15 protein-coding genes are annotated in these 18,181 nt (G+C 44.9%); 2 read left to right on the top strand and 13 right to left on the bottom strand.

The features are described 5' to 3' along the window. Window positions 1–6 precede the first annotated feature (6 nt). A complete protein-coding gene (locus tag BLR65_RS12200) occupies window positions 7–465 on the top strand; it encodes a hypothetical protein (RefSeq protein WP_093794464.1) in 459 nt (152 codons plus the stop codon). Between the two features lie 139 nt (window positions 466–604). Here the strand turns inward: BLR65_RS12200 and BLR65_RS12195 are convergent, their stop codons facing one another. From BLR65_RS12195 to BLR65_RS12135, 13 genes are all read right to left on the bottom strand, one after another. Further along, entirely contained in the window at window positions 605–3,745 is a 3,141-nt protein-coding gene (locus BLR65_RS12195; protein WP_093794463.1) for an efflux RND transporter permease subunit, read from the bottom strand. A gap of 12 nt (window positions 3,746–3,757) precedes the next feature. Beyond that, window positions 3,758–4,897: an efflux RND transporter periplasmic adaptor subunit gene (locus BLR65_RS12190; protein WP_245692720.1), complete on the bottom strand. Its 1,140-nt coding sequence runs from the start codon at window positions 4,895–4,897 to the stop codon at window positions 3,758–3,760. Continuing rightward, on the bottom strand, window positions 4,894–5,547 hold the full coding sequence (locus tag BLR65_RS12185; protein WP_093794462.1) for a TetR/AcrR family transcriptional regulator: 654 nt from the start codon (window positions 5,545–5,547) through the stop codon (window positions 4,894–4,896). The genes BLR65_RS12190 and BLR65_RS12185 overlap by 4 nt, the downstream gene beginning before the upstream one ends. A gap of 418 nt (window positions 5,548–5,965) precedes the next feature. Continuing rightward, window positions 5,966–7,003 (bottom strand): glycosyltransferase family 9 protein, encoded by a 1,038-nt coding sequence (locus tag BLR65_RS12180; protein ID WP_093794490.1) that lies wholly within the window; start codon window positions 7,001–7,003, stop codon window positions 5,966–5,968. A gap of 51 nt (window positions 7,004–7,054) precedes the next feature. After that, window positions 7,055–9,244 carry a DNA topoisomerase III gene (locus tag BLR65_RS12175; protein ID WP_093794461.1) on the bottom strand — a complete coding sequence of 730 codons (2,190 nt, stop codon included), beginning with the start codon at window positions 9,242–9,244 and terminating at the stop codon, window positions 7,055–7,057. A 173-nt stretch (window positions 9,245–9,417) separates the two neighbouring features. Continuing rightward, window positions 9,418–9,726 (bottom strand): 2Fe-2S ferredoxin, encoded by a 309-nt coding sequence (locus BLR65_RS12170; protein ID WP_093794460.1) that lies wholly within the window; start codon window positions 9,724–9,726, stop codon window positions 9,418–9,420. A 118-nt stretch (window positions 9,727–9,844) separates the two neighbouring features. Beyond that, window positions 9,845–10,813, bottom strand: a complete 969-nt coding sequence (gene rarD, locus BLR65_RS12165) for an EamA family transporter RarD (RefSeq protein WP_245692718.1) — start codon at window positions 10,811–10,813, stop codon at window positions 9,845–9,847. 402 nt (window positions 10,814–11,215) lie between these two features. Further along, window positions 11,216–11,440: a beta-eliminating lyase-related protein gene (locus BLR65_RS30895; RefSeq protein WP_245692716.1), complete on the bottom strand. Its 225-nt coding sequence runs from the start codon at window positions 11,438–11,440 to the stop codon at window positions 11,216–11,218. Then, a complete protein-coding gene (locus tag BLR65_RS30890; protein ID WP_245692725.1) occupies window positions 11,434–11,844 on the bottom strand; it encodes a beta-eliminating lyase-related protein in 411 nt (136 codons plus the stop codon). Before BLR65_RS30890 ends, BLR65_RS30895 begins: the two co-directional genes overlap by 7 nt. Window positions 11,845–11,960: 116 nt before the next feature. Continuing rightward, complete coding sequence (gene ftcD / locus BLR65_RS12150) at window positions 11,961–12,851, bottom strand: glutamate formimidoyltransferase (protein WP_093794458.1); 891 nt, start codon at window positions 12,849–12,851, stop codon at window positions 11,961–11,963. A gap of 23 nt (window positions 12,852–12,874) precedes the next feature. Next, window positions 12,875–14,113, bottom strand: a complete 1,239-nt coding sequence (gltS, locus tag BLR65_RS12145) for a sodium/glutamate symporter (protein ID WP_093794457.1) — start codon at window positions 14,111–14,113, stop codon at window positions 12,875–12,877. A 232-nt stretch (window positions 14,114–14,345) separates the two neighbouring features. Next, the gene (locus BLR65_RS12140; protein ID WP_093794456.1) at window positions 14,346–15,710 is read right to left on the bottom strand and encodes a sigma-54-dependent transcriptional regulator; all 1,365 of its coding nucleotides are present in this window, start codon (window positions 15,708–15,710) and stop codon (window positions 14,346–14,348) included. Then, on the bottom strand, window positions 15,703–17,310 hold the full coding sequence (locus BLR65_RS12135) for a transporter substrate-binding domain-containing protein (protein ID WP_169716760.1): 1,608 nt from the start codon (window positions 17,308–17,310) through the stop codon (window positions 15,703–15,705). The genes BLR65_RS12140 and BLR65_RS12135 overlap by 8 nt, the downstream gene beginning before the upstream one ends. Window positions 17,311–17,545: 235 nt before the next feature. On the opposite strand from BLR65_RS12135, the gene BLR65_RS12130 reads away from it, so the two are divergent. Continuing rightward, complete coding sequence (locus BLR65_RS12130; RefSeq protein ID WP_093794454.1) at window positions 17,546–18,169, top strand: HutD/Ves family protein; 624 nt, start codon at window positions 17,546–17,548, stop codon at window positions 18,167–18,169. Window positions 18,170–18,181: the final 12 nt, after the last annotated feature.

Below are 18,181 nucleotides of genomic sequence, written 5' to 3'. Positions count from 1 at the left end.
TAACGAATGAAAAAACTTCTACTGCTTACTTTCGTGTTTATGTTTGCCTTTAATGCTGTCAGCTTCGCGGCGGTGAGTGGTTCAAAATCCAAAATATCGTCACCGTCTACCAAGCCGCCGACAACGCAAACTTCACCGTCTAAAAGCAATACCACGGAGTACAAGCCTTCGGCTCCGGCGCAAAGTTACAGTGAAAAAGCGCCTGCGGCCGCAGCCAAACCGAATACACAGACGGCTCAGTCGCCTGTGCAGCAAAATAGCGGCGGCTTTCTTCGCAATATTGGCCTTTTGGGCGGCGGCATGTTATTAGGCAGCATGCTGGGCAACATGTTTGGTTTTGGTAATTCCGGCCTGTTTGCCAATATACTGGGGATGATCTTTAATGTTATGATCTTGGCCGGAATATTTATGGCCGGACGCTTTTTGTGGGAAAAATTTAAAAATAGAAATAGCCAACAGCGCTAATTTCAAGGCGGGATGCAGACTGCATCCCGCCTTTTTTGATCAAACAGAATTGTAGTATCCAAGATTTACAGGCAGGGTGTTAGAAAAAGCACATATCGATAAAAAGGCGCTGGATTTCAGCATCCAGCGCCTTTCTGCATTAACTAGCACGAGTGTGACCCGTTTTAAAAGCCTTTAGTTTAGCCGTTCCATATTCAATAGCGACAAATAATACAGGTACCAGGAAGATACCCAGACTAGTAGCAAACAGCATACCACCAACAACTGTTGTGCCAAGGGCCGTCCGGGCGGCAGCACCGGCACCTGTTGACATCGCCAGCGGAATGCAGCCTAAAATAAACGCCAATGATGTCATTAAAATCGGCCGTAATCTAAGCTTGGAAGCCTCAATGGCGGCTTGCACCGGTTCCATGCCTTTGTCAGTCCTGACTTTGGCATATTCAACGATCAAAATAGCATTCTTAGCCGCCAAACCAATCAACATAACCAAGCCGATTTGCATGTAGATACTATTTTCGAGCCCGCGGGCATATTGAAATACAGTTGATCCTAAAATACCTGTTGGCACCGAAAGCAGTACGGCAAACGGGATATTCCAGCTTTCATACAGGGCCGCCAGACATAAGAACACAAACAGCAGGGCTAAGCCGAAAATAACCGGAGTGTGACCGCTGGAAAGCTTTTCTTCACGGCTTAAATCAGCCCATTCATAAGTAAATGTTCTTGGTAATACCTCGGCGGCGATCTGTTCCATAGCGTCCATGGCTTGGCCGGAACTGTAACCGGGAGCCGCTGTCGCATTAATTTGCATCGCCGGATAGCCATTAAACCGTTTAATTAACAATTGACCGCTGGTCGGAGTTGGTGTGACCAACGTATTAAGCGGCACCATGGTCCCGGAAGAACTGCGGACATAGAAGAAACGAGTCGCATCCGCGTCGGCACGAAATTCCGGTTCAGCCTGCAACATAACCTTGTAAGTACGTCCAAATCTATTAAAATCATTTACTTGAACGCCGCCCAGAAAAGTTTGTAACGCTGTAAAAATATCCTGAACAGGAACGCCAAGTGCTTTGGCTTTTTCCCGGTTTACCTCATAGCGATAAGCAGGCGTATCGGCCCGGAAGCTGGATTGTACCATAGCAAATTCCGGACGTTTCCGGGCAGCCGCAATGAATTGCTGCGATACCGTATTCATTTCCTCCAGGGAGGCGCCGCCTCTATCCTGGATCATAAAAGTGAGGCCGCCAACGGTACCAATGCCCGGTAGTGACGGAAGATTAAAAGCGAAAACTGTAGCTTCAGGAATATTGCTGACTTGAGCCATGGCTTGCCCCAGTACAGCTTTCAGTTGCGTATCCGGCGTTGTCCGCTCAGACCATGGTGTTAAGCCAATACCTACCATCGCTCCGTTTGGTTTTTGACCACCGGCCAAAATGTCAAACCCGGCAACTTCCATAGTATTTTCCACACCCGGCAACGAACGGTAAATTTCGCCTACCTGTTTGGCAATCGCGCGGGTACGGTTCATATTTGACGCTTCCGGCAAACTGACAACAGATAAGAAGAAGCCCTGATCTTCGCTAGGTACAAAAGTCGAGGGAAGAACCCGCAACATGCCTACGCATAATACGGCAATGACGACTAACCCTACTCCCCATAGGCGTGCTCTGCGTATAGACTGTTGGACACCGTGGGAATATTTTTCAATGATTTGTTCAAACCAAAGATTAAACCGATCAAAAAATCTTCCTAATAAACCGGTGCGCTGCTCGCCTGTATATGGCTTCAGTAACAGGCTGCATAACGCCGGTGTCAGCGACAAAGCTACTATCGCGGATAACGCCATGGAAACTGCAATTGTTAGGGCAAATTGTTTGTATAGAACGCCTGTCGTTCCACCGAAAAAAGCAACCGGAATAAAAACAGATGCGAGCACGAAAGCGATAGCAACAACCGGACCGGATACCTCTTCCATAGCCCGGATGGTAGCTTCTTTGGGATTGAGGCCGGAATAGCGCATATGGTGTTCGACCGCTTCCACAACAACAATCGCATCGTCAACCACAAGACCAATCGCTAACACCATGGCAAACAGTGTCAGTGTATTGATAGAGAAGCCTAACACGACAAAGGCGCCGAAGGTTCCCACCAGGGAAACCGGGATCGCCAGCATCGGGATCAGGGTAGCCCGCCAATTTTGCAGGAACAAATATACAATAATCAGCACCAGGGCTAAGGCTTCAAAAAACGTGTGGACAACTTTCTCAATAGACTCCCTGATATATTTCGTATTATCGGAGAGAACGCGATACTCCATCCCCGGCGGAAAACGTTTGGCTGCGTCCTCAATAACCTTATGCACGCCATTAACTGTCTCTAAAGCGTTGGCATCTGTAGTCAGTTGAACAGCAAAAACAACGGAATCCTGGCCGTTAAAACTGCTTTTAAAAGTATTATCCTTAGCACCTAATTCAACTGTAGCTATATCTCCCAAGCGAATAGCCGAGCCATCCGGCTGCGAACGAATGATTACTTTTCTAAAGTCTTCTTCGGTCACAAGCCGGCCTTGAACACTGGCCGTGTATTGGAATTCCTGCTGCGCCACCGACGGCAACTGGCCGATTGTACCGGCCGGGGCCTGCACATTTTGCTCTTTGATCGCCGTAGCAATGTCGGAGGCGGTAATACCAAGCTGAGCCAATTTATCCGGTTTGAGCCAAATACGCATACTGAAATCCGTACCGTATTCGGAAATATCACCCACACCTTTGACCCGGCGAATATCGTCGATAATGTTGATACTGCCGTAATTTTTTAGAAAAACACTATCGTAACTGCCGTCGGGTGAAATAAGGCTGAAATACAGCACCGTATCAGGAGAAACCTTGCGGGTCGTCACCCCGTTTGTTTGTACATCCTGAGGCAGGCCGGCATTGGCCTGGGCTACCCGGTTTTGGGTATACATGGTCACCATGTCGGGGTTTTGCCCTAATTCAAACTTAACATTAAGCGAATACCGGCCGGTATCGGCACTGGTCGAAGACATAGCGACCGCACCTTCTACGCCGTTTACCTGTTGTTCAATAACCTGGGCAACCGACTTTTCCACTACATCGGCGTTGGCGCCTGTATAGGTCGTACTGACGCTAACCTGAGGAGGCGTAATCTGCGGATATTGGGCGATAGGCAGGTTAAACGCGGCGATGCTGCCAGCAAGCGTGATAATAATGGCAATAACAATTGCAAAAATTGGTCGATTAATGAAGAATTTAGCCATCTGAACGCCCCCTTACTGCACGCCTGGAATCGCAAGATCATTCAGCCCGATCATTGTTACATTGAGCGGGGTTCCCGGCTGAGCTTTGGCAAATCCTTCGACAACAACGACATCCTGGAGGGCAAGGCCATCCTCAATAATTTGCAGATTGCCGATTTTGGGACCTAATTTTACTTGTCTGGTCACGGCTTCGCTGTTGGGACCGACAATGGTGACAAAGGTTTTGCCGAGCATTTCCTGCACAGCCCGCTGCGGAATCAGCAGTGCCCCCTGTCTGGTTTCACCGGTTGCCACGATTTTGGCAAACATGCCGGGCACCAGTAATTGCTGCGGATTGCCAAAAGATGCTTTCATCGCCAAAGTGCCGGTTTGATTAGCCAGTCCCCGGTCAATCTGGTCCAAATGACCGGCAACCGGGTATTCACTACCGTCACTGAGAATTAGTTTTAGGTTTTGCCCCCAGGCATCAGGTGAACTTCCTATTTTGGCAAACTTAAGATATTCATTCTCGCTCATGCTAAAGCTGACTTGCACCGGATCGACCGTTGAAACCGTTGCCAGCACGGTACTGCCGGCGGTGACATAAGCGCCGGCGCTTAACTCACCCACACCAATCCGGCCGTCGACCGGAGATACGACCTGAGTATCATCAAGATCTTTCCTGGCTTGATCCAGTTTGGCCTGATAAGCGTTGACCTGCGCCTGATATTGTTCGGCCTGGGATGAAGTAGTATCCAAGGTTTGAACGGCAATAGCGCCCTGATCGGCCAAACTTTGATAACGTCTGACATCGCGGCGGACATTGCTTAATGAGGCCTGAGCTTGCGCTACCTGGGCCTCGGCATCGGCAACCACTGCCGCATATTTGCGCTGATCAATTTCGAACAATGGCTGTCCGGCTTGGATAATATCGCCGCCTTTGACTAATTTGCGGGAAATATTGCCGGAGATTTGCGCCTTTATCGGTACCTCGTCTTTCGCGACAATTTCACCAACATACTCATATGTAACAGGCGTATCCTGCTGAATAACCTGCATTGCCTTAACCGCTACTGCCTGCGGCGGACGGGTGGCCTGTTGTTTGCTGCAGCCGGCAGTTACTAACAAAAATAGTACGGTCAGCCATATAATGCTTTTTTTGTTCGTTATCACTTACTTTTCCCTCCTGTTTCTTTATTGCTAACTGGCATTGTTACGCCATGTAAGTAGATTTCCAGTGCCTGTAACATATATTGTTCAGCTATGTTCTCCCTGTTGGGCAATAACTCTCGGCAAAATTGCTGAGTTGTAAACGACAGATTCAATATTTTCATAAAAGATATGGCCGCAAATTCCGGCTCAATATCCGCTCTGAATTCCCCACAGGCGATCGCAGCTTGAATACAATCCCGCAGGAAATAATGCAGACGGTAAACGGCGGTCTTCACAAAGCTGTCAAAATATTTAGTGGGATTGAAGATTTCAACGAAAAACAGACGGTCAAGATAGGGTCTTTCTTTATAGATATCAATCACTACATCAGCAAAGTCTCTTATTTTCATTAAAGGGGAGATTTCTTCTTTGCTTATCTTCTCGATGGCATCTCCCAGTACAGTCAGCTCTTGCTCTAATATAAAGGCATACAAATTATCTTTTCCGCCGAAATAATACGAAATCAGGGCAATGTTTACGCCTGCAGCATCAGCCAGCTCTTTTACGGAAACTGCCGCTAATCCCCTGGTAGCAAACAACGGAACCGCCGCTTCAATTATTTTATTAACTGTTGGCTTATCCGTACAAATTTTTACATTCGTTGCATTCACCTTCTTTCCCGAATACTGACAGTTCTTTAAAAGGAAATTTTAAACGCACATTTAATTATATTCCAAAATAAAATTACTGTCTACCAGATACCACCATAAAATTTTTATTAAATTTTTATAAATATAAGGTTAAATACGGATATGTTTTCCTTGTTCACATAAGAAAAGACTTGGCTTGTGCCAAGTCCTTCAGGACGCCGGCAGAAACCCTAGTCGTTCTTACTTATTATCTGAAAGGTTAACCTTTCGGATAATGTTAGAAACCCGGCTAACGCCGAGCCTTTGGCGAAAACGCCAGCCGCTGGTTGCACTTATGTCAACAAAATTCTATTATAAGTTCTGTTTGACCTAAAAAAGTTTCCCAAACATCGCTGTTGGGGAAACTCTACGCACATGTTGAAATCTGATTTCGCAATTGTTAATCTCCGCTTAGCCGGTAAGCCTGATCAACAACTTCTGCCGGCGTTACAGCCCTCATACAGGCATAGTTGCCTTGCGGACATTTCGTTTTATGGCAAAAACTGCAAGCCTGACGGCTATACAGCGCTGCATATTGTTTTCCCGGTGGGGTGTAAGTTTCAGGATTGGTTGGACCAAATATGGCAACAGCCGGTGTATTAATAGCCGCAGCCATATAGAGCGGTCCGGTATCACCAACAACAACTACCGTTGCCCGGGCAAGCACCGCCGCCATTTGTAATAAGCTGGTCTTGCCAATTGCGTCGACGATGCTGACACCTGCCTTAGCGATGATTTCCCGTCCTAAGTTTACCTCGTTCCTGCCGCCGCACAGTACGATTTTAAAATCCTTGGCAAGAAGTTTCGCTGTTATGGCAAAAAAATCAGGCGGCCAGTTTTTTGTCGTCCATGTTGTGCCGGGAACTAACACGGCAAACCTATCTTGAGATAATATTTGTTCGCTTTCTAAATAAGCCCGGGCAAACTGGTCTGCCGTTTCCGGGATAACTAATGTCATTTTCCGATATTGAGGGGTTATGCCGAGTGGCGTAAGTACCCCCAGGTATCTGTCGATGATATGTTTTCCCAACGGGTTTGCCGTCTCCGTCATAAACAGCGGATTCAGTTCTCTGGCATCACTAAGGCCAACCCGTCGTTCGGCTCTTACCTGCCTGGTAATCATTCCCGTAATAAAGAGTCCCTGAATATCAAGCACAACATCATATACCTTTTCCTTCAACTTCACCTGCAGTTGGTGCCACATACTATAGGCTTTGATAAATTCAAAAGCCTGTAAGTGTTTTTCAAAACGCTCCCGTGACCACATGATTATGTTGTCAATGTGAGGGTTATATTTTATTAATTCGGCACAGACTTCACCGACAAGCCATGTAATCTTACAGTCCGGCCAGGCCTTTTTGAGTGCCCCGGCCACAGGCGTACAATGAATGACGTCACCAATTGAGCTAAGTCTGATAATTAATATCTCTTTACTCACAAAAAGTCCCTGCCTTTTGGCATTTTGAATATCACCAAAAACCACAGCCCGTTACTGCAGCTTGACTTTGGCAAGAGCGGCCGCGAGCGCATTGTTAAAGGGCTGGTCATCTTGCTTGTGCTGTTGGGCTAGATAACGTGACACATCTTTTTTCGATACCTTCGTGTCACCTTCTTGCTTTTTACGTTCTGTAAAGGCTTTTAATTTCTCTCTATAACCGCAAACACAAATAAAGGTACGCGCCTCGCCTTCGCCGCGCAGTTCAAGTTTCTTGTGACAGTTAGGACAACGTGCGTTCGTTATTTGAGCAATGGTTTTTCTATAGCCGCATTCACGGTCCTGGCAGACAAGCATTTTACCGCGCTTACCATTCACTGCAAGCAGATACTTACCGCATTCAGGGCAGCGGGTGCGCGTAACATTATCATGCCGGAATTGTTCCTGGCTGTTTTTTATTTCACTGATAATATTTTTCGTATAGTCCCTTATTTCGGTAATAAAGGACTGTTTTTGCAGCTTTCCCTTGGCAATAGCGCTTAATTTTTGTTCCCAGGAGGCAGTTAACGCCGGTGATTTCAAATCTGTAGGCGCCAGCTCCAGGAGTTGCCTGCCTTTGGCCGTAATAAATATATCTTTACCCTTTTTTTCGATAACAAAACTGTTAAAAAGTTTTTCAATAATATCGGCTCTGGTAGCAACGGTGCCTAAACCGCCTGTTTCCCCGATAATTTGTTTAAGTGTCTGACTTTCGCCCGTCATATATTTCACCGGGTTTTCCATGGCAGATAACAGGCTGGCCTCATTGAACGGGGCAGGCGGCTTAGTCTCGCCCTTAGTCCGGGTCACAGCCTGAACCGGCAAAACATCTCCCTTTTTTAGGCTGGGCAGCAGTTGTTCAGCGACTTCGTCCGCTTCTTCCTCGTCCGGGTGATTGTTATAGAGTTCCCGCCAACCGGCTGACAAGACCACTTTTCCTTTCGCAATAAGACTTTCATTGCCAATTTGAGCTTTGATTGTCGTCTGTTCATATGCAAAGGGCGGATAAAGCACCGCCAAAAACCTTCTGACAACCAAATCGTAAATCTTCTTTTCTTTATCTGTCAACAAATTCAAAACAACCGGCTGTTCGGTGGGGATGATGGCATGGTGGTCAGATACTTTGCTATTATCAACAAAGTGTCCGCTCACCTTAATCGGTCCTTTTAAAATCTTAAGGATTTGTTTGGAATAAAGCCCGGTATCGCAAGCTTTCACTCTGTCTTTCAGTGTCTCTACAATATCAGTGGTGATATAGCGCGAATCGGTACGGGGATATGTCAAAGCCTTGTGGTTTTCGTACAGCTTCTGCATAACGGACAATGTTTCTTTGGCCGAAAACCCGAAAAGCTTATTGGCATCGCGCTGCAGCTCGGTCAAATCGTATAAAGGAGGCGAAAAACTTTTTTTGCTTACTTGCTGAACATCAAGAACCTCCGCTTTTTTTCCTTTCATGGCGGCTATGATTTTGTCACAGCGGTCTTGGTCAAAGATCCTACTCTCATGGTTCTTGCTGTCCTGCCAAGTTAACAGGAGACGCCCGGCAGCCGCGGTAATTCCATAATAAGTTTGCGGCTTAAAATTTTGTATCTCGGCTTCCCTGGCGGCAATAATAGCTAATGTTGGTGTCTGTACGCGCCCGCAGGATAGCTGCGCATTATATTTGGTCGTAAGCGCACGGGTTGCGTTAATGCCGACAAACCAGTCGGCTTCCGAGCGGGCGACCGCGGAAGCATACAGATTTTCATAGTCCCTGCCGGGCCGCAGCTTGTTAAATCCTTCGCGAATAGCCTTGTCGGTAACCGACGATATCCAAAGTCTCTTTACCGGCTTATTACAATGCGCCTTTTCCAAAATCCAGCGGGCAACCAGCTCGCCCTCGCGCCCGGCATCGGTAGCAATAACAACTTCGTTAACGTCTTTCCGGGCTAGCTGTTCTTTGACAGCATGAAACTGTTTGCCTGTTTGCTTTATTACAACAAGCTTGAGTTCCCTGGGCAGCATAGGCAAATCTTCCAGCCGCCATGCCTTATATTTATCGTCATAAGCTTCCGGATCCGCCAGTGTCACTAGGTGCCCGAGTGCCCAGGTAACGATATAGTTAGCCCCTTCGAGATAGCCGTTACCTTTGGTATTACAATGCAATACCCTGGCCAAATCCCGTCCGACTGAAGGCTTTTCAGCTAATACAATTATTTTGCTCATAATAAAACCTCACTAAATTGATATAGTTTTTATTATACCCGTTATTTGCCAAGTTTTAAAGGTAAGAAAAATTGGGCTGGCGATAAGACTGTCTGCCTGCCATCTGCTCAAATAAAAACTGCCGGGAATAAGCCCGGCAGCCTATAAGCGTTTCTTTTAATTTTACAGAAGTTCTAAATAACTAACCGTTTTACCGGCGCACCGCCTTCAATGTGCTCATCCATTATGTCTCCCACATCGTCGGGCGTTACCGACCCATACCAGATATTATCCGGATAAACAACAACAATGGGACCCTTATCGCAAATCCCGAAACAGCCGGTATTGGTAACAAACACCTCACCGCCCAGTTCTCGCTCTTCAATCTCCTCCATAAACTTCATCATAATTTCGACGCCGTCTTTCGTGTGGCAATGGCCTTTTTGAATCCCGTTGGGGCGTGAGCTGGTACACACAAAAATATGATACTTGGGCTTATCCATTTTCCATCCTCCTTTTTTATAAAAAAAAGCCGCTAACCCACAGCATGTATGGGCAGCGACTTCTCCGTCACCAATTAATCCTTTTATTTATTGAGTATACGTAAGAAAACCGCTGATGTCAAGAGGACACTTTTTCCTCCCGCTCCCGCCGTCCTTTACAGTCTCTCACCCATTCTTCGGCATTCATAAATGGCCGGGTGCCGGCTAAGGAAAATACAGTCAGCGCCAGCCAAATCAGGCTAAACGAAACAAGATGAACGCTGGTGAAGGCTTCGTGATATAAGCCTACGCCAATTGCTAATGTAATGGTTGGCGACAGATACTGAATAAACCCCAAAAGGCTGAGCGGCAGACGGTTAGCACCACTGGCAAATAACAGTAACGGTATTGCCGTGACTGCCCCGGCCCCCATCAAAAGGCTCATTGTTAACGCAGAGGCTACAGCAAACGAACCGCTTCCCTGTCCGGCGAGATAAAGTAAATACGCCAATGCCGCGGGCGATACAATCAGCGTTTCAAGAGTAGTCGATGTGATCGCACCAAGCCCCAATATCTTTTTACACATACCGTATAAAGCGAAAGTAATCGCCAGCGATAAGGAAACCCAGGGAACGGCCCCAAAATGCATTGCCATATTCGTAACCCCTAAAGCCGCCAGCACAAAAGAAACAGTTTGCCACAGGGACAACCGCTCCTTCAGTACCGTTACTCCAAGCAACACATTAACAAGCGGGTTAATATAATAGCCGAGACTTGTTTCAACAACCCTATTGGCATTAACCGCCCATATATAGATAAGCCAGTTGGCGCTAATAAGCAGTGAGGCCATAATCAATCCCAGTAGTTTTTTACGGCAGTGGCAAATAGCGGCAGTCTCCTCAAAAAACTGCTTTTGCCCGCGTGTTGCCACTATAACAAAAAACATGAATGCGCAAGACCAAATAATGCGGTGAGCTAGAATCTCATAAGCTGAAATTTGCGAAATCTGCTTCCAGTAAACAGGCAGAATTCCCCATAGCAAATAAGCGCCGGCGGCAGACAGTATACCAAGCAGCCGTTCATTCTTTGGTTTATCCCCGATATTCACTGTTCAGACCTCCAACAACACCCAAACCAAATAGCCATAGACCCCATAATAACCCCAAAACTCTTTTGATCATCCCAACATCTCCTGAACCAACGATAAAACGGATATTTAATAAGCATAGCATAATTTTGAAAAAAATTACAGTAAAAATGCTATTTTGATAAAACAAAAAGCAGTTACCGGCCAATTGCGGACAGTAGCTGCTTATGAACTTGGACTTGTTACTTAGGTATAAAACATTAAGCTGTGCACCACTTCCCGTACAGCCTGTTCACCTTTACTGGCATGAATCTGGTGAATGCCCATCATCGTAGTCACTTCTCGCAAACCAGAAGCTATACCTTCAAATTGGCATAGCTTCTATCTATTCAAAACCTTAACATCATTCCATGGTTTCTACCCTTATTCAACAGCTGCAAGGGAAGCCTGGAAGTGGCGGAGGATTGGCGGTTCCCATGTAATCTTATAACCATGTTTAATTTCATGTGCCTTGGCTTTAATCGCAATAAGAGCCTCCGCCATAATATCAAAGTGAACCTGCGTATATACCCGGCGCGGAATTGCAAGGCGGGTAAATTCAAAATCAGCACGTAGTTGTTCTTTAGTGTCAGGATCGTTGCCTAACATATAAGAACCATATCACACGCACGAATACCGGCTTCATCCAAACGGGCTGCCAAGTATTCCATCTGTCCAATCCGATACTTTAGGTAATCTTCATTAAGTCCTTCATAAAGTCCAATTGACAATGCTTCCAAATCACTGGTCATAACAACCAGACCAACATTCTCCGGCCCATATTCCAAAATAATTTTTTCCATTTTTTCAACATCCATGTTTCCTTTAAAAGGGGCCCGCTTCGAAGGATCCTTTGCTTCCGCGACAACACAGTCAATCGCTCTTGCACCGGCAAGTTCAACATGAGCTCTCGTGGTATCAAAAAACATATTGGAAATAGCCACTTTACCTTTAGCTAATAAAATCGGAAAGAGAACTTTTTCGGCTGCACGTCCCTGGTGAACAGGCTGAATAAACCCATAGTTAAAAATATCTTTACCTGTCTCGACCAGCTTGTACCGTTATCAACAAATTGCATTATAAAGCGCCCCATTCAGTCCGGCATAGACCATTAAACACGCAACCCTTATTATAGATTCGTCTCCAGTACCTGTTTCCGTTCAAACCCTTCGAGCCGCAGGTAAAACTCGGCGGCATCCAGCAACGCCTGCAGCGGGGTAAGGCCTACAATCTCACTGCCGACAACATTGATTCCATAACGGGCAGCTTCCGATTTTACGGTTTCGAATACCCGATGAAGCGGTGTGCCGGTATAGTCGACCATATTAATTGTCACCTGAGCCATGTTTCTCTCTTCAATCATTACGCCCATAGCCCGAACATAACGATAGCCACCTTTAGCCTCACGAATCGCGCTGGCAATTTTTTTGGCGATATTTACATCACGCGTATCAAGATTGATGTTATAGGCAATTAAAAACTGACGTGCGCCAACCACAGTCGCCCCTGCTGTTGGATGCATTTTGGCCTGACCAAAATCAGGATGGCGTTCCGGTTTAGCAATCGCCATTTTAAGCCCTTCATATTGGCCTTTACGGACATCAGGCAGGTTTTTCCTGGCCGGAATTTTTGCTGCGGCCTCATAAAGATAAATAGGAATATTTAGCTTCCCGGCAATTTCCTGTCCCAGTTCATTAGCAAGCTGTACACATTCTTCAAGGCTTACTTCACTTACCGGAATAAACGGGATAACATCGGTGGCACCAATACGGGGATGCTCACCCTGGTGCTTTTCCATATCAATAAGCTCTGCCGCTTTGGCACAAGCATGAAAAGCTGCCTGTTTGGCGGCTTGCGGCTCACCAACAAATGTAACGACTACCCGGTTGTGACTGGCGTCTGGCTTTACATCAAGCAGTTTTACCCCGGAAACTTTACGAACTTCATTGACAATGGCATCAATAACCTCCGGGCGGCGGCCTTCACTGAAATTAGGAACACATTCAACAAGTTTACTCATTTGACATTCTCCTTCTGATTATATTACTTGGTAAAATAATTGATAAACCATACGATATTAGGAATTCCTACAAAGTCGATGAGCACAGCGCCACATAACGGCACAATCAGGAAAGCCTTGCGTGAAACTACACCATACCGTTCTGTTACCGCATTCATGTTGGCAATAGCATTGGGTGTAGCACCAAGCCCATGTCCAATCATACCGGCACACATGATAGCTGCGTCGTAATCGCGTCCAAGTAGCGGAAACAGGAAATAGATACAATAAATAAACATAAATATTGTTTGCACAACCAAAATGAGCACCAGTGGGCCTGCCAAGCTGGAAAGTTCCCATATTTTTAGCGACATCATGGCCATTGTCAGAAATATACCCAAGCTTACATCCGCAATTAGGTCGATTGCCTTTTCATTCATCGTAAAGACCGGTTTCACATCATTAAAATTTCTTATAAGCACAGCAACAAACATAGCTCCTACATAACCTGGCAAAACAAAACCTGTAAGATCTTTGATTTTGGCTGAAAACATAGCTCCCAGTACCATAGCTACAAGAATAACAGCCATACTTGACAAAACATTGTTACTAGATACAACGTCATCGTGTTCGTTTTCTGGCGACACTTGATGTAATGCGTTAAATTCTTCCTTGCTTGTTTCAATCGCCAAGTTATAATGTTCAATCAGCCATTTAGCAAGCGGACCACCGACTAATCCCCCAGTTATCAAACCATAAGTGGCTGCAGCTACGGCAACAACAAACGCTCCCTGTACGCCAAGCTGTTCCGCAGTAGGACCGAATGCCGAAGCCGCCCCCATGCCGCCTTCCAGCGAAACGGCACCAGCCATTACGCCAAGCACCGGATGAATACCCGACAACATTGCCATACCCGCGCCAACAACATTCTGCATAACAGCTAGAACCCAGCAGCCTACCAGATATACAAACAGTGATTTACCGCCTTTCTTGATAAGACCAAAACTGCCACCCAAACCTACGGTAGTAAAAAATGCAATCATAAAGGGCATCTGTAAAACGGTATCCATTTTGAAAGTAACTATACTCGTTTCCTTAAGCACCCAGGCTAACATGGAAAATGTAAACCCGCCAATAACGGCCGCAGGGATACAGAATCTGGCTAAAACCGGAAAAACACGGCGTAGCCAGGATCCAAACATTAATAGCAATACTGCAACGGCTACCGTAGCAACAAGGTCAAGCTTCATAACCAATACTTGATTCACTACTTCGAAGTTCATACTTTTCCTCCTAGTTTTCTAATTTCCTTGTACGCGCTTGCTCCTTTCTGAAATGTATAATGCTCGTTTAACTTCACTTACATATAATTGCAAATTACATGCCAAGCCACTTTTCTCCGATAGGCCGCTAAAAACTCGCCATTTAAGCAAAAAACTTATATTTTCTTTATAAATAAAAAAAATTCTGCAAATTTTTCATGAAAAATTTGCAGAATCCGAAAAAATTGCACTCTTAGCGCAATTCATATTCTTTAATTTTATACCATAATTTTCGTTCACTGATTCTTAGTGTTTGCGCCGTTTTCCCTTTATCTCCCCGGTAATGCTGCAGTGTCTGCGTGATAACCTTTCGCTCGATTTGGTCCAGATCTTCGCCAATATAGACAGGTATTAGCATCGCTGTATCGCTCGAAGCTTGTTCTTTCATTCCGTGTTTCTGTACTTCAATAGGCAAATTAGTTGACCGCAATACCCCATCGTCGGCAAATACCATAGCCCGTTCGATAATGTTCTCCAATTCCCTTACATTCCCTTTGAAGCTATACCGGGTAAGCATCTTCAAAAAATCGGGTTCAACACATTTTATTTGATTAGCCATTTTTTGATTATATTTGGCAACAAAGTGTTCTATCAATAAAGGAATGTCTTCCTGCCGCTCTCTAAGAGACGGAAGATTGATGGTCACAACATTCAGACGGAAATATAAGTCTTCACGGAAATTTCCCGTAGCTACCATTTTTTTTAAATCGCGATTGGTTGCACAAACAATACGCACATCAATTTTACGTCTATGGTTTGAACCAATTGGCACTATTTCTTTCTCTTGGACAACCCGTAACAACTTGACCTGCAGCTTCATATCCATTTCACCAATTTCATCAAGAAACAATGTCCCCCGGTCGGCTAATTCAAAAATCCCTTTCTTTTTCTGCATCGCACCTGTAAATGCTCCTTTTTCATAGCCAAAAAGCTCACTTTCTAACAGCTCGGCAGGAATAGCAGCACAGTTGATGACTTCAAAAGGCTCATTTTTTCGCACACTTAGATAATGCAGCGCCTTGGCCACAAGTTCTTTACCGGTTCCGCTTTCCCCCAATATAAGCACATTGATGTCAATATCTTTTACCCGTTCAATATCATTCATAACTTGCCGGATAGAGGCAGAAGTACCCACTATGCCTGTACTTTCACCTTGTTCGGTCAGCTTATCATTGAGATACTTAACTTTCAACCTCATCCCAATATAATCAGATGCATTTATGAGCAGCATATTCAATTCATCCATATTAATAGGTTTTGTTAAATAATAAAACGCACCCGCTTTAATTGCGGCTACAGAGGATTTTATACTGCCATATGCCGTCATAATAATAACGACAATACTGCTATCTATTGTTTTTATCTGTTGCAATACTTCCATTCCGTCAGCATTGCCTAATTTCAAGTCTAAAAGTATGATATCAAATTCCTGCATACCAATAGCTGTTAATGCCGCTTCGGCTGAACCGGCCGTTGCTACCGTATAATTATCTTCCAGAGCAAACGCCAATGAGGTACAAATTGCGGGTTCATCATCGACAACGAGTATCTTAAACATGTAAATTCTCCTCTGAGCTAAACTGTAAAATAACTTTAGTCCCCATGCCTTCTTTACTTTCAATCATTATTGCAACACCATTCTGCTGCGCCAACTGATAACTAACAAATAATCCGAGCCCGGTTCCGCCGCTTTTCGTTGAGAAAAAAGGTTCAAAAATAAACTTTACATTCTCTTTGGCTATCCCCACGCCATTATCGGTAATAATCAAACAAGGTTGATTTTGTCTTTCTTCACTGACAATGGCTAATCTGGGGTTGTCAGTTTCAGCCAGCGCTTGCAGTGCATTGAGCAAAATATTAATCAAGACCTGCTTCATCTGTTGTACATCAACACATACCATTTGATCTTCCCTAACAGCAATATGTAAATCAATCCCCTGCTTAGCAATATTATCAGCGAAGAAGACCAAAATATTATCAATCAGCCGTTTGCTGGGAATAGCAATTCGCTCCACTTTCTTCGGATTGGCATAGGTTAGTAAATCGTTAACAATAGTATTTATGCGTTCAATCTCCTGCGGCACAAACTGGTTTATTTTTTCCCGGAAAAGAGGATTATCGTACTTTGCCGGGAGCAACTCAACAAAGGTTTTTATGGATGTTAACGGTGTGCGAATTTCGTGGGCAATACAAGCAATGAGCTTTCCTAACGCCTCCAATTTGTCTTTACGCTGTAGTTCTTCATGAATGATCTCAATTTCCCGGGTCCGTTTCTTGACCTCCCGCTGCAAATATAAGTTAATCTGAATAATGATAACTGCTAAAACAACTAATATACCAACAGCAGTTAGGGCAAAAGTAAAATTCCGTTTATAATATTGAGCCGGGTAATCAATTGGCTCCCCAAACCACTTTACGTATATTTTGTCATAAGTCCCATTTTGTTTGATATCCTTCAAACCTTTATTAAAGACGTTAAGTATGGGGTCATCATTTTTGACCGCCACACAGTACCCTTCAGCATCAATAGCTCCCCCGACAATCTTTACATATTGGTATTTTTTAGTACGTTGCAGTATGTATTGACCGGTTAAATGATTGCCAAAAGCAGCTTCCACCTTTCCACTAATTAAAAGTTCTAACGCTTCTTCCTGGTTATTGGTAACTACCAGATCAATCGGCCGATCCTTTAACCGCTGATAAGCTATGGCATCTTTTTGGACAGCAACTTTACGTCCTGTTAAATCCTCAATAGAAGCAATAGCCTGCATATCCTTAAGCACAAATATCGCCAATGAATTTGTCATATATGCTTCTGAAAAATCGTAGAATTTATCCCGCTCATTATTATACTTCATTCCTTCTATAGCCTGAACTTCACCACTTTCTAAAGCCTTAATCGCATCCGCCCAAGGCATCGGCCGGAACTGAATTTCATAGCCGGTACTTAAAGCCACAGCCTTTAGTACATCGACATTAAATCCCCGGTAAACCTTACTGCCATCGATCACATCTACAAATTCATAAGGCGGGAAGTTTTCATCACCGGCTACAATCAATACCCGGTTTTCATAGCCGGCTGCAGCCGCGCTACGTATGGATCCCCCGGCAATAAAAAAAACCAGCATAAGAATACTTACGCATAGCTTGCCATTCATACCGCTATCCTTCCTCCTAGTTAAAACATATGGCATACTGGTATTTTCGACAAATAGTCTGTCAAATCCTGTACTTTCATTTTTGTTATAATCAGACAAATTTATTATGCTATAATAGAGTTGACAATTTTTAAAAACGCTGCTATGCCTGAATGTAAGCCGAATATCCCCGGCCAAATTTTATGGCAGCCGGTCGGATAAAATCGAACATTGCTTAAAGAAACGGAGGATTGTTATGACTTTAAGTTTTGAATTAATCCGCAAAAACGAACAGACTACCAGCAACTGGTCCGGCGGTACGACAACGCAAATCGCGATTTACCCCAACCAGGCCGTCTATGCCGAACGCAATTTTATCTGGCGAATCAGCTCAGCCCGGGTTGATCTGTCAGAGTCGACATTCACCTCCCTGCCAGGGGTTGCTCGTCTAATCATGGTACTGGAAGGAGAAATGCGTCTTGAGCATGCCGGCCATCATAGTTGCTATCTGAAACCATTTGCGCAGGACAGTTTTAGCGGTGACTGGACAACCAAGAGCTATGGGAAAGTTCGTGATTTTAATTTGATGCTGAAAGGCAGCACCGGCGGAAAATTGACTGCCCTTACCCTGCCGGTGCAAACTGACCAACAGGTAGACATACATAACCCTCAGACTAAAAACTTTCGGTATATGACTTCAGCTTTTTACTGCGTTGGCGAAGCGGCCACTGTTATGGTTCCCCACCGTGAAACATATACGCTTACTGCCGGCGACGTAGTACTGATAACAACCGATCAAACGGAAAGCGTTTCTGCCTGTTTAACCAATCCGACAAATGAACAAGTCCATATAATCAGGACAGACATCTGGTATCAGTAAAAATTAAGAAAG

The organism is Sporomusa acidovorans, assembly GCF_900101845.1.
Classification (GTDB): domain Bacteria; phylum Bacillota; class Negativicutes; order Sporomusales; family Sporomusaceae; genus Sporomusa; species Sporomusa acidovorans.
Note: the sequence above shows the minus strand (reverse complement) of the source record. Positions and strands in the feature narration are given on the sequence as shown.

Coding starts and splice junctions, on each gene's coding strand:
- BLR65_RS12175 (WP_093794461.1), bottom strand. CDS start 9,244: ATGAGCAAAATAATTGTATTAGCTGAAAAGCCTTCAGTCGGACGGGAT.
- BLR65_RS12170 (WP_093794460.1), bottom strand. CDS start 9,726: ATGGATAAGCCCAAGTATCATATTTTTGTGTGTACCAGCTCACGCCCC.
- BLR65_RS12195 (WP_093794463.1), bottom strand. CDS start 3,745: ATGGCTAAATTCTTCATTAATCGACCAATTTTTGCAATTGTTATTGCC.
- BLR65_RS30895 (WP_245692716.1), bottom strand. CDS start 11,440: ATGTTAGGCAACGATCCTGACACTAAAGAACAACTACGTGCTGATTTT.
- BLR65_RS12200 (WP_093794464.1), top strand. CDS start 7: ATGAAAAAACTTCTACTGCTTACTTTCGTGTTTATGTTTGCCTTTAAT.
- ftcD (WP_093794458.1), bottom strand. CDS start 12,851: ATGAGTAAACTTGTTGAATGTGTTCCTAATTTCAGTGAAGGCCGCCGC.
- BLR65_RS12135 (WP_169716760.1), bottom strand. CDS start 17,310: ATGAATGGCAAGCTATGCGTAAGTATTCTTATGCTGGTTTTTTTTATT.
- BLR65_RS12130 (WP_093794454.1), top strand. CDS start 17,546: ATGACTTTAAGTTTTGAATTAATCCGCAAAAACGAACAGACTACCAGC.
- gltS (WP_093794457.1), bottom strand. CDS start 14,113: ATGAACTTCGAAGTAGTGAATCAAGTATTGGTTATGAAGCTTGACCTT.
- BLR65_RS12140 (WP_093794456.1), bottom strand. CDS start 15,710: ATGTTTAAGATACTCGTTGTCGATGATGAACCCGCAATTTGTACCTCA.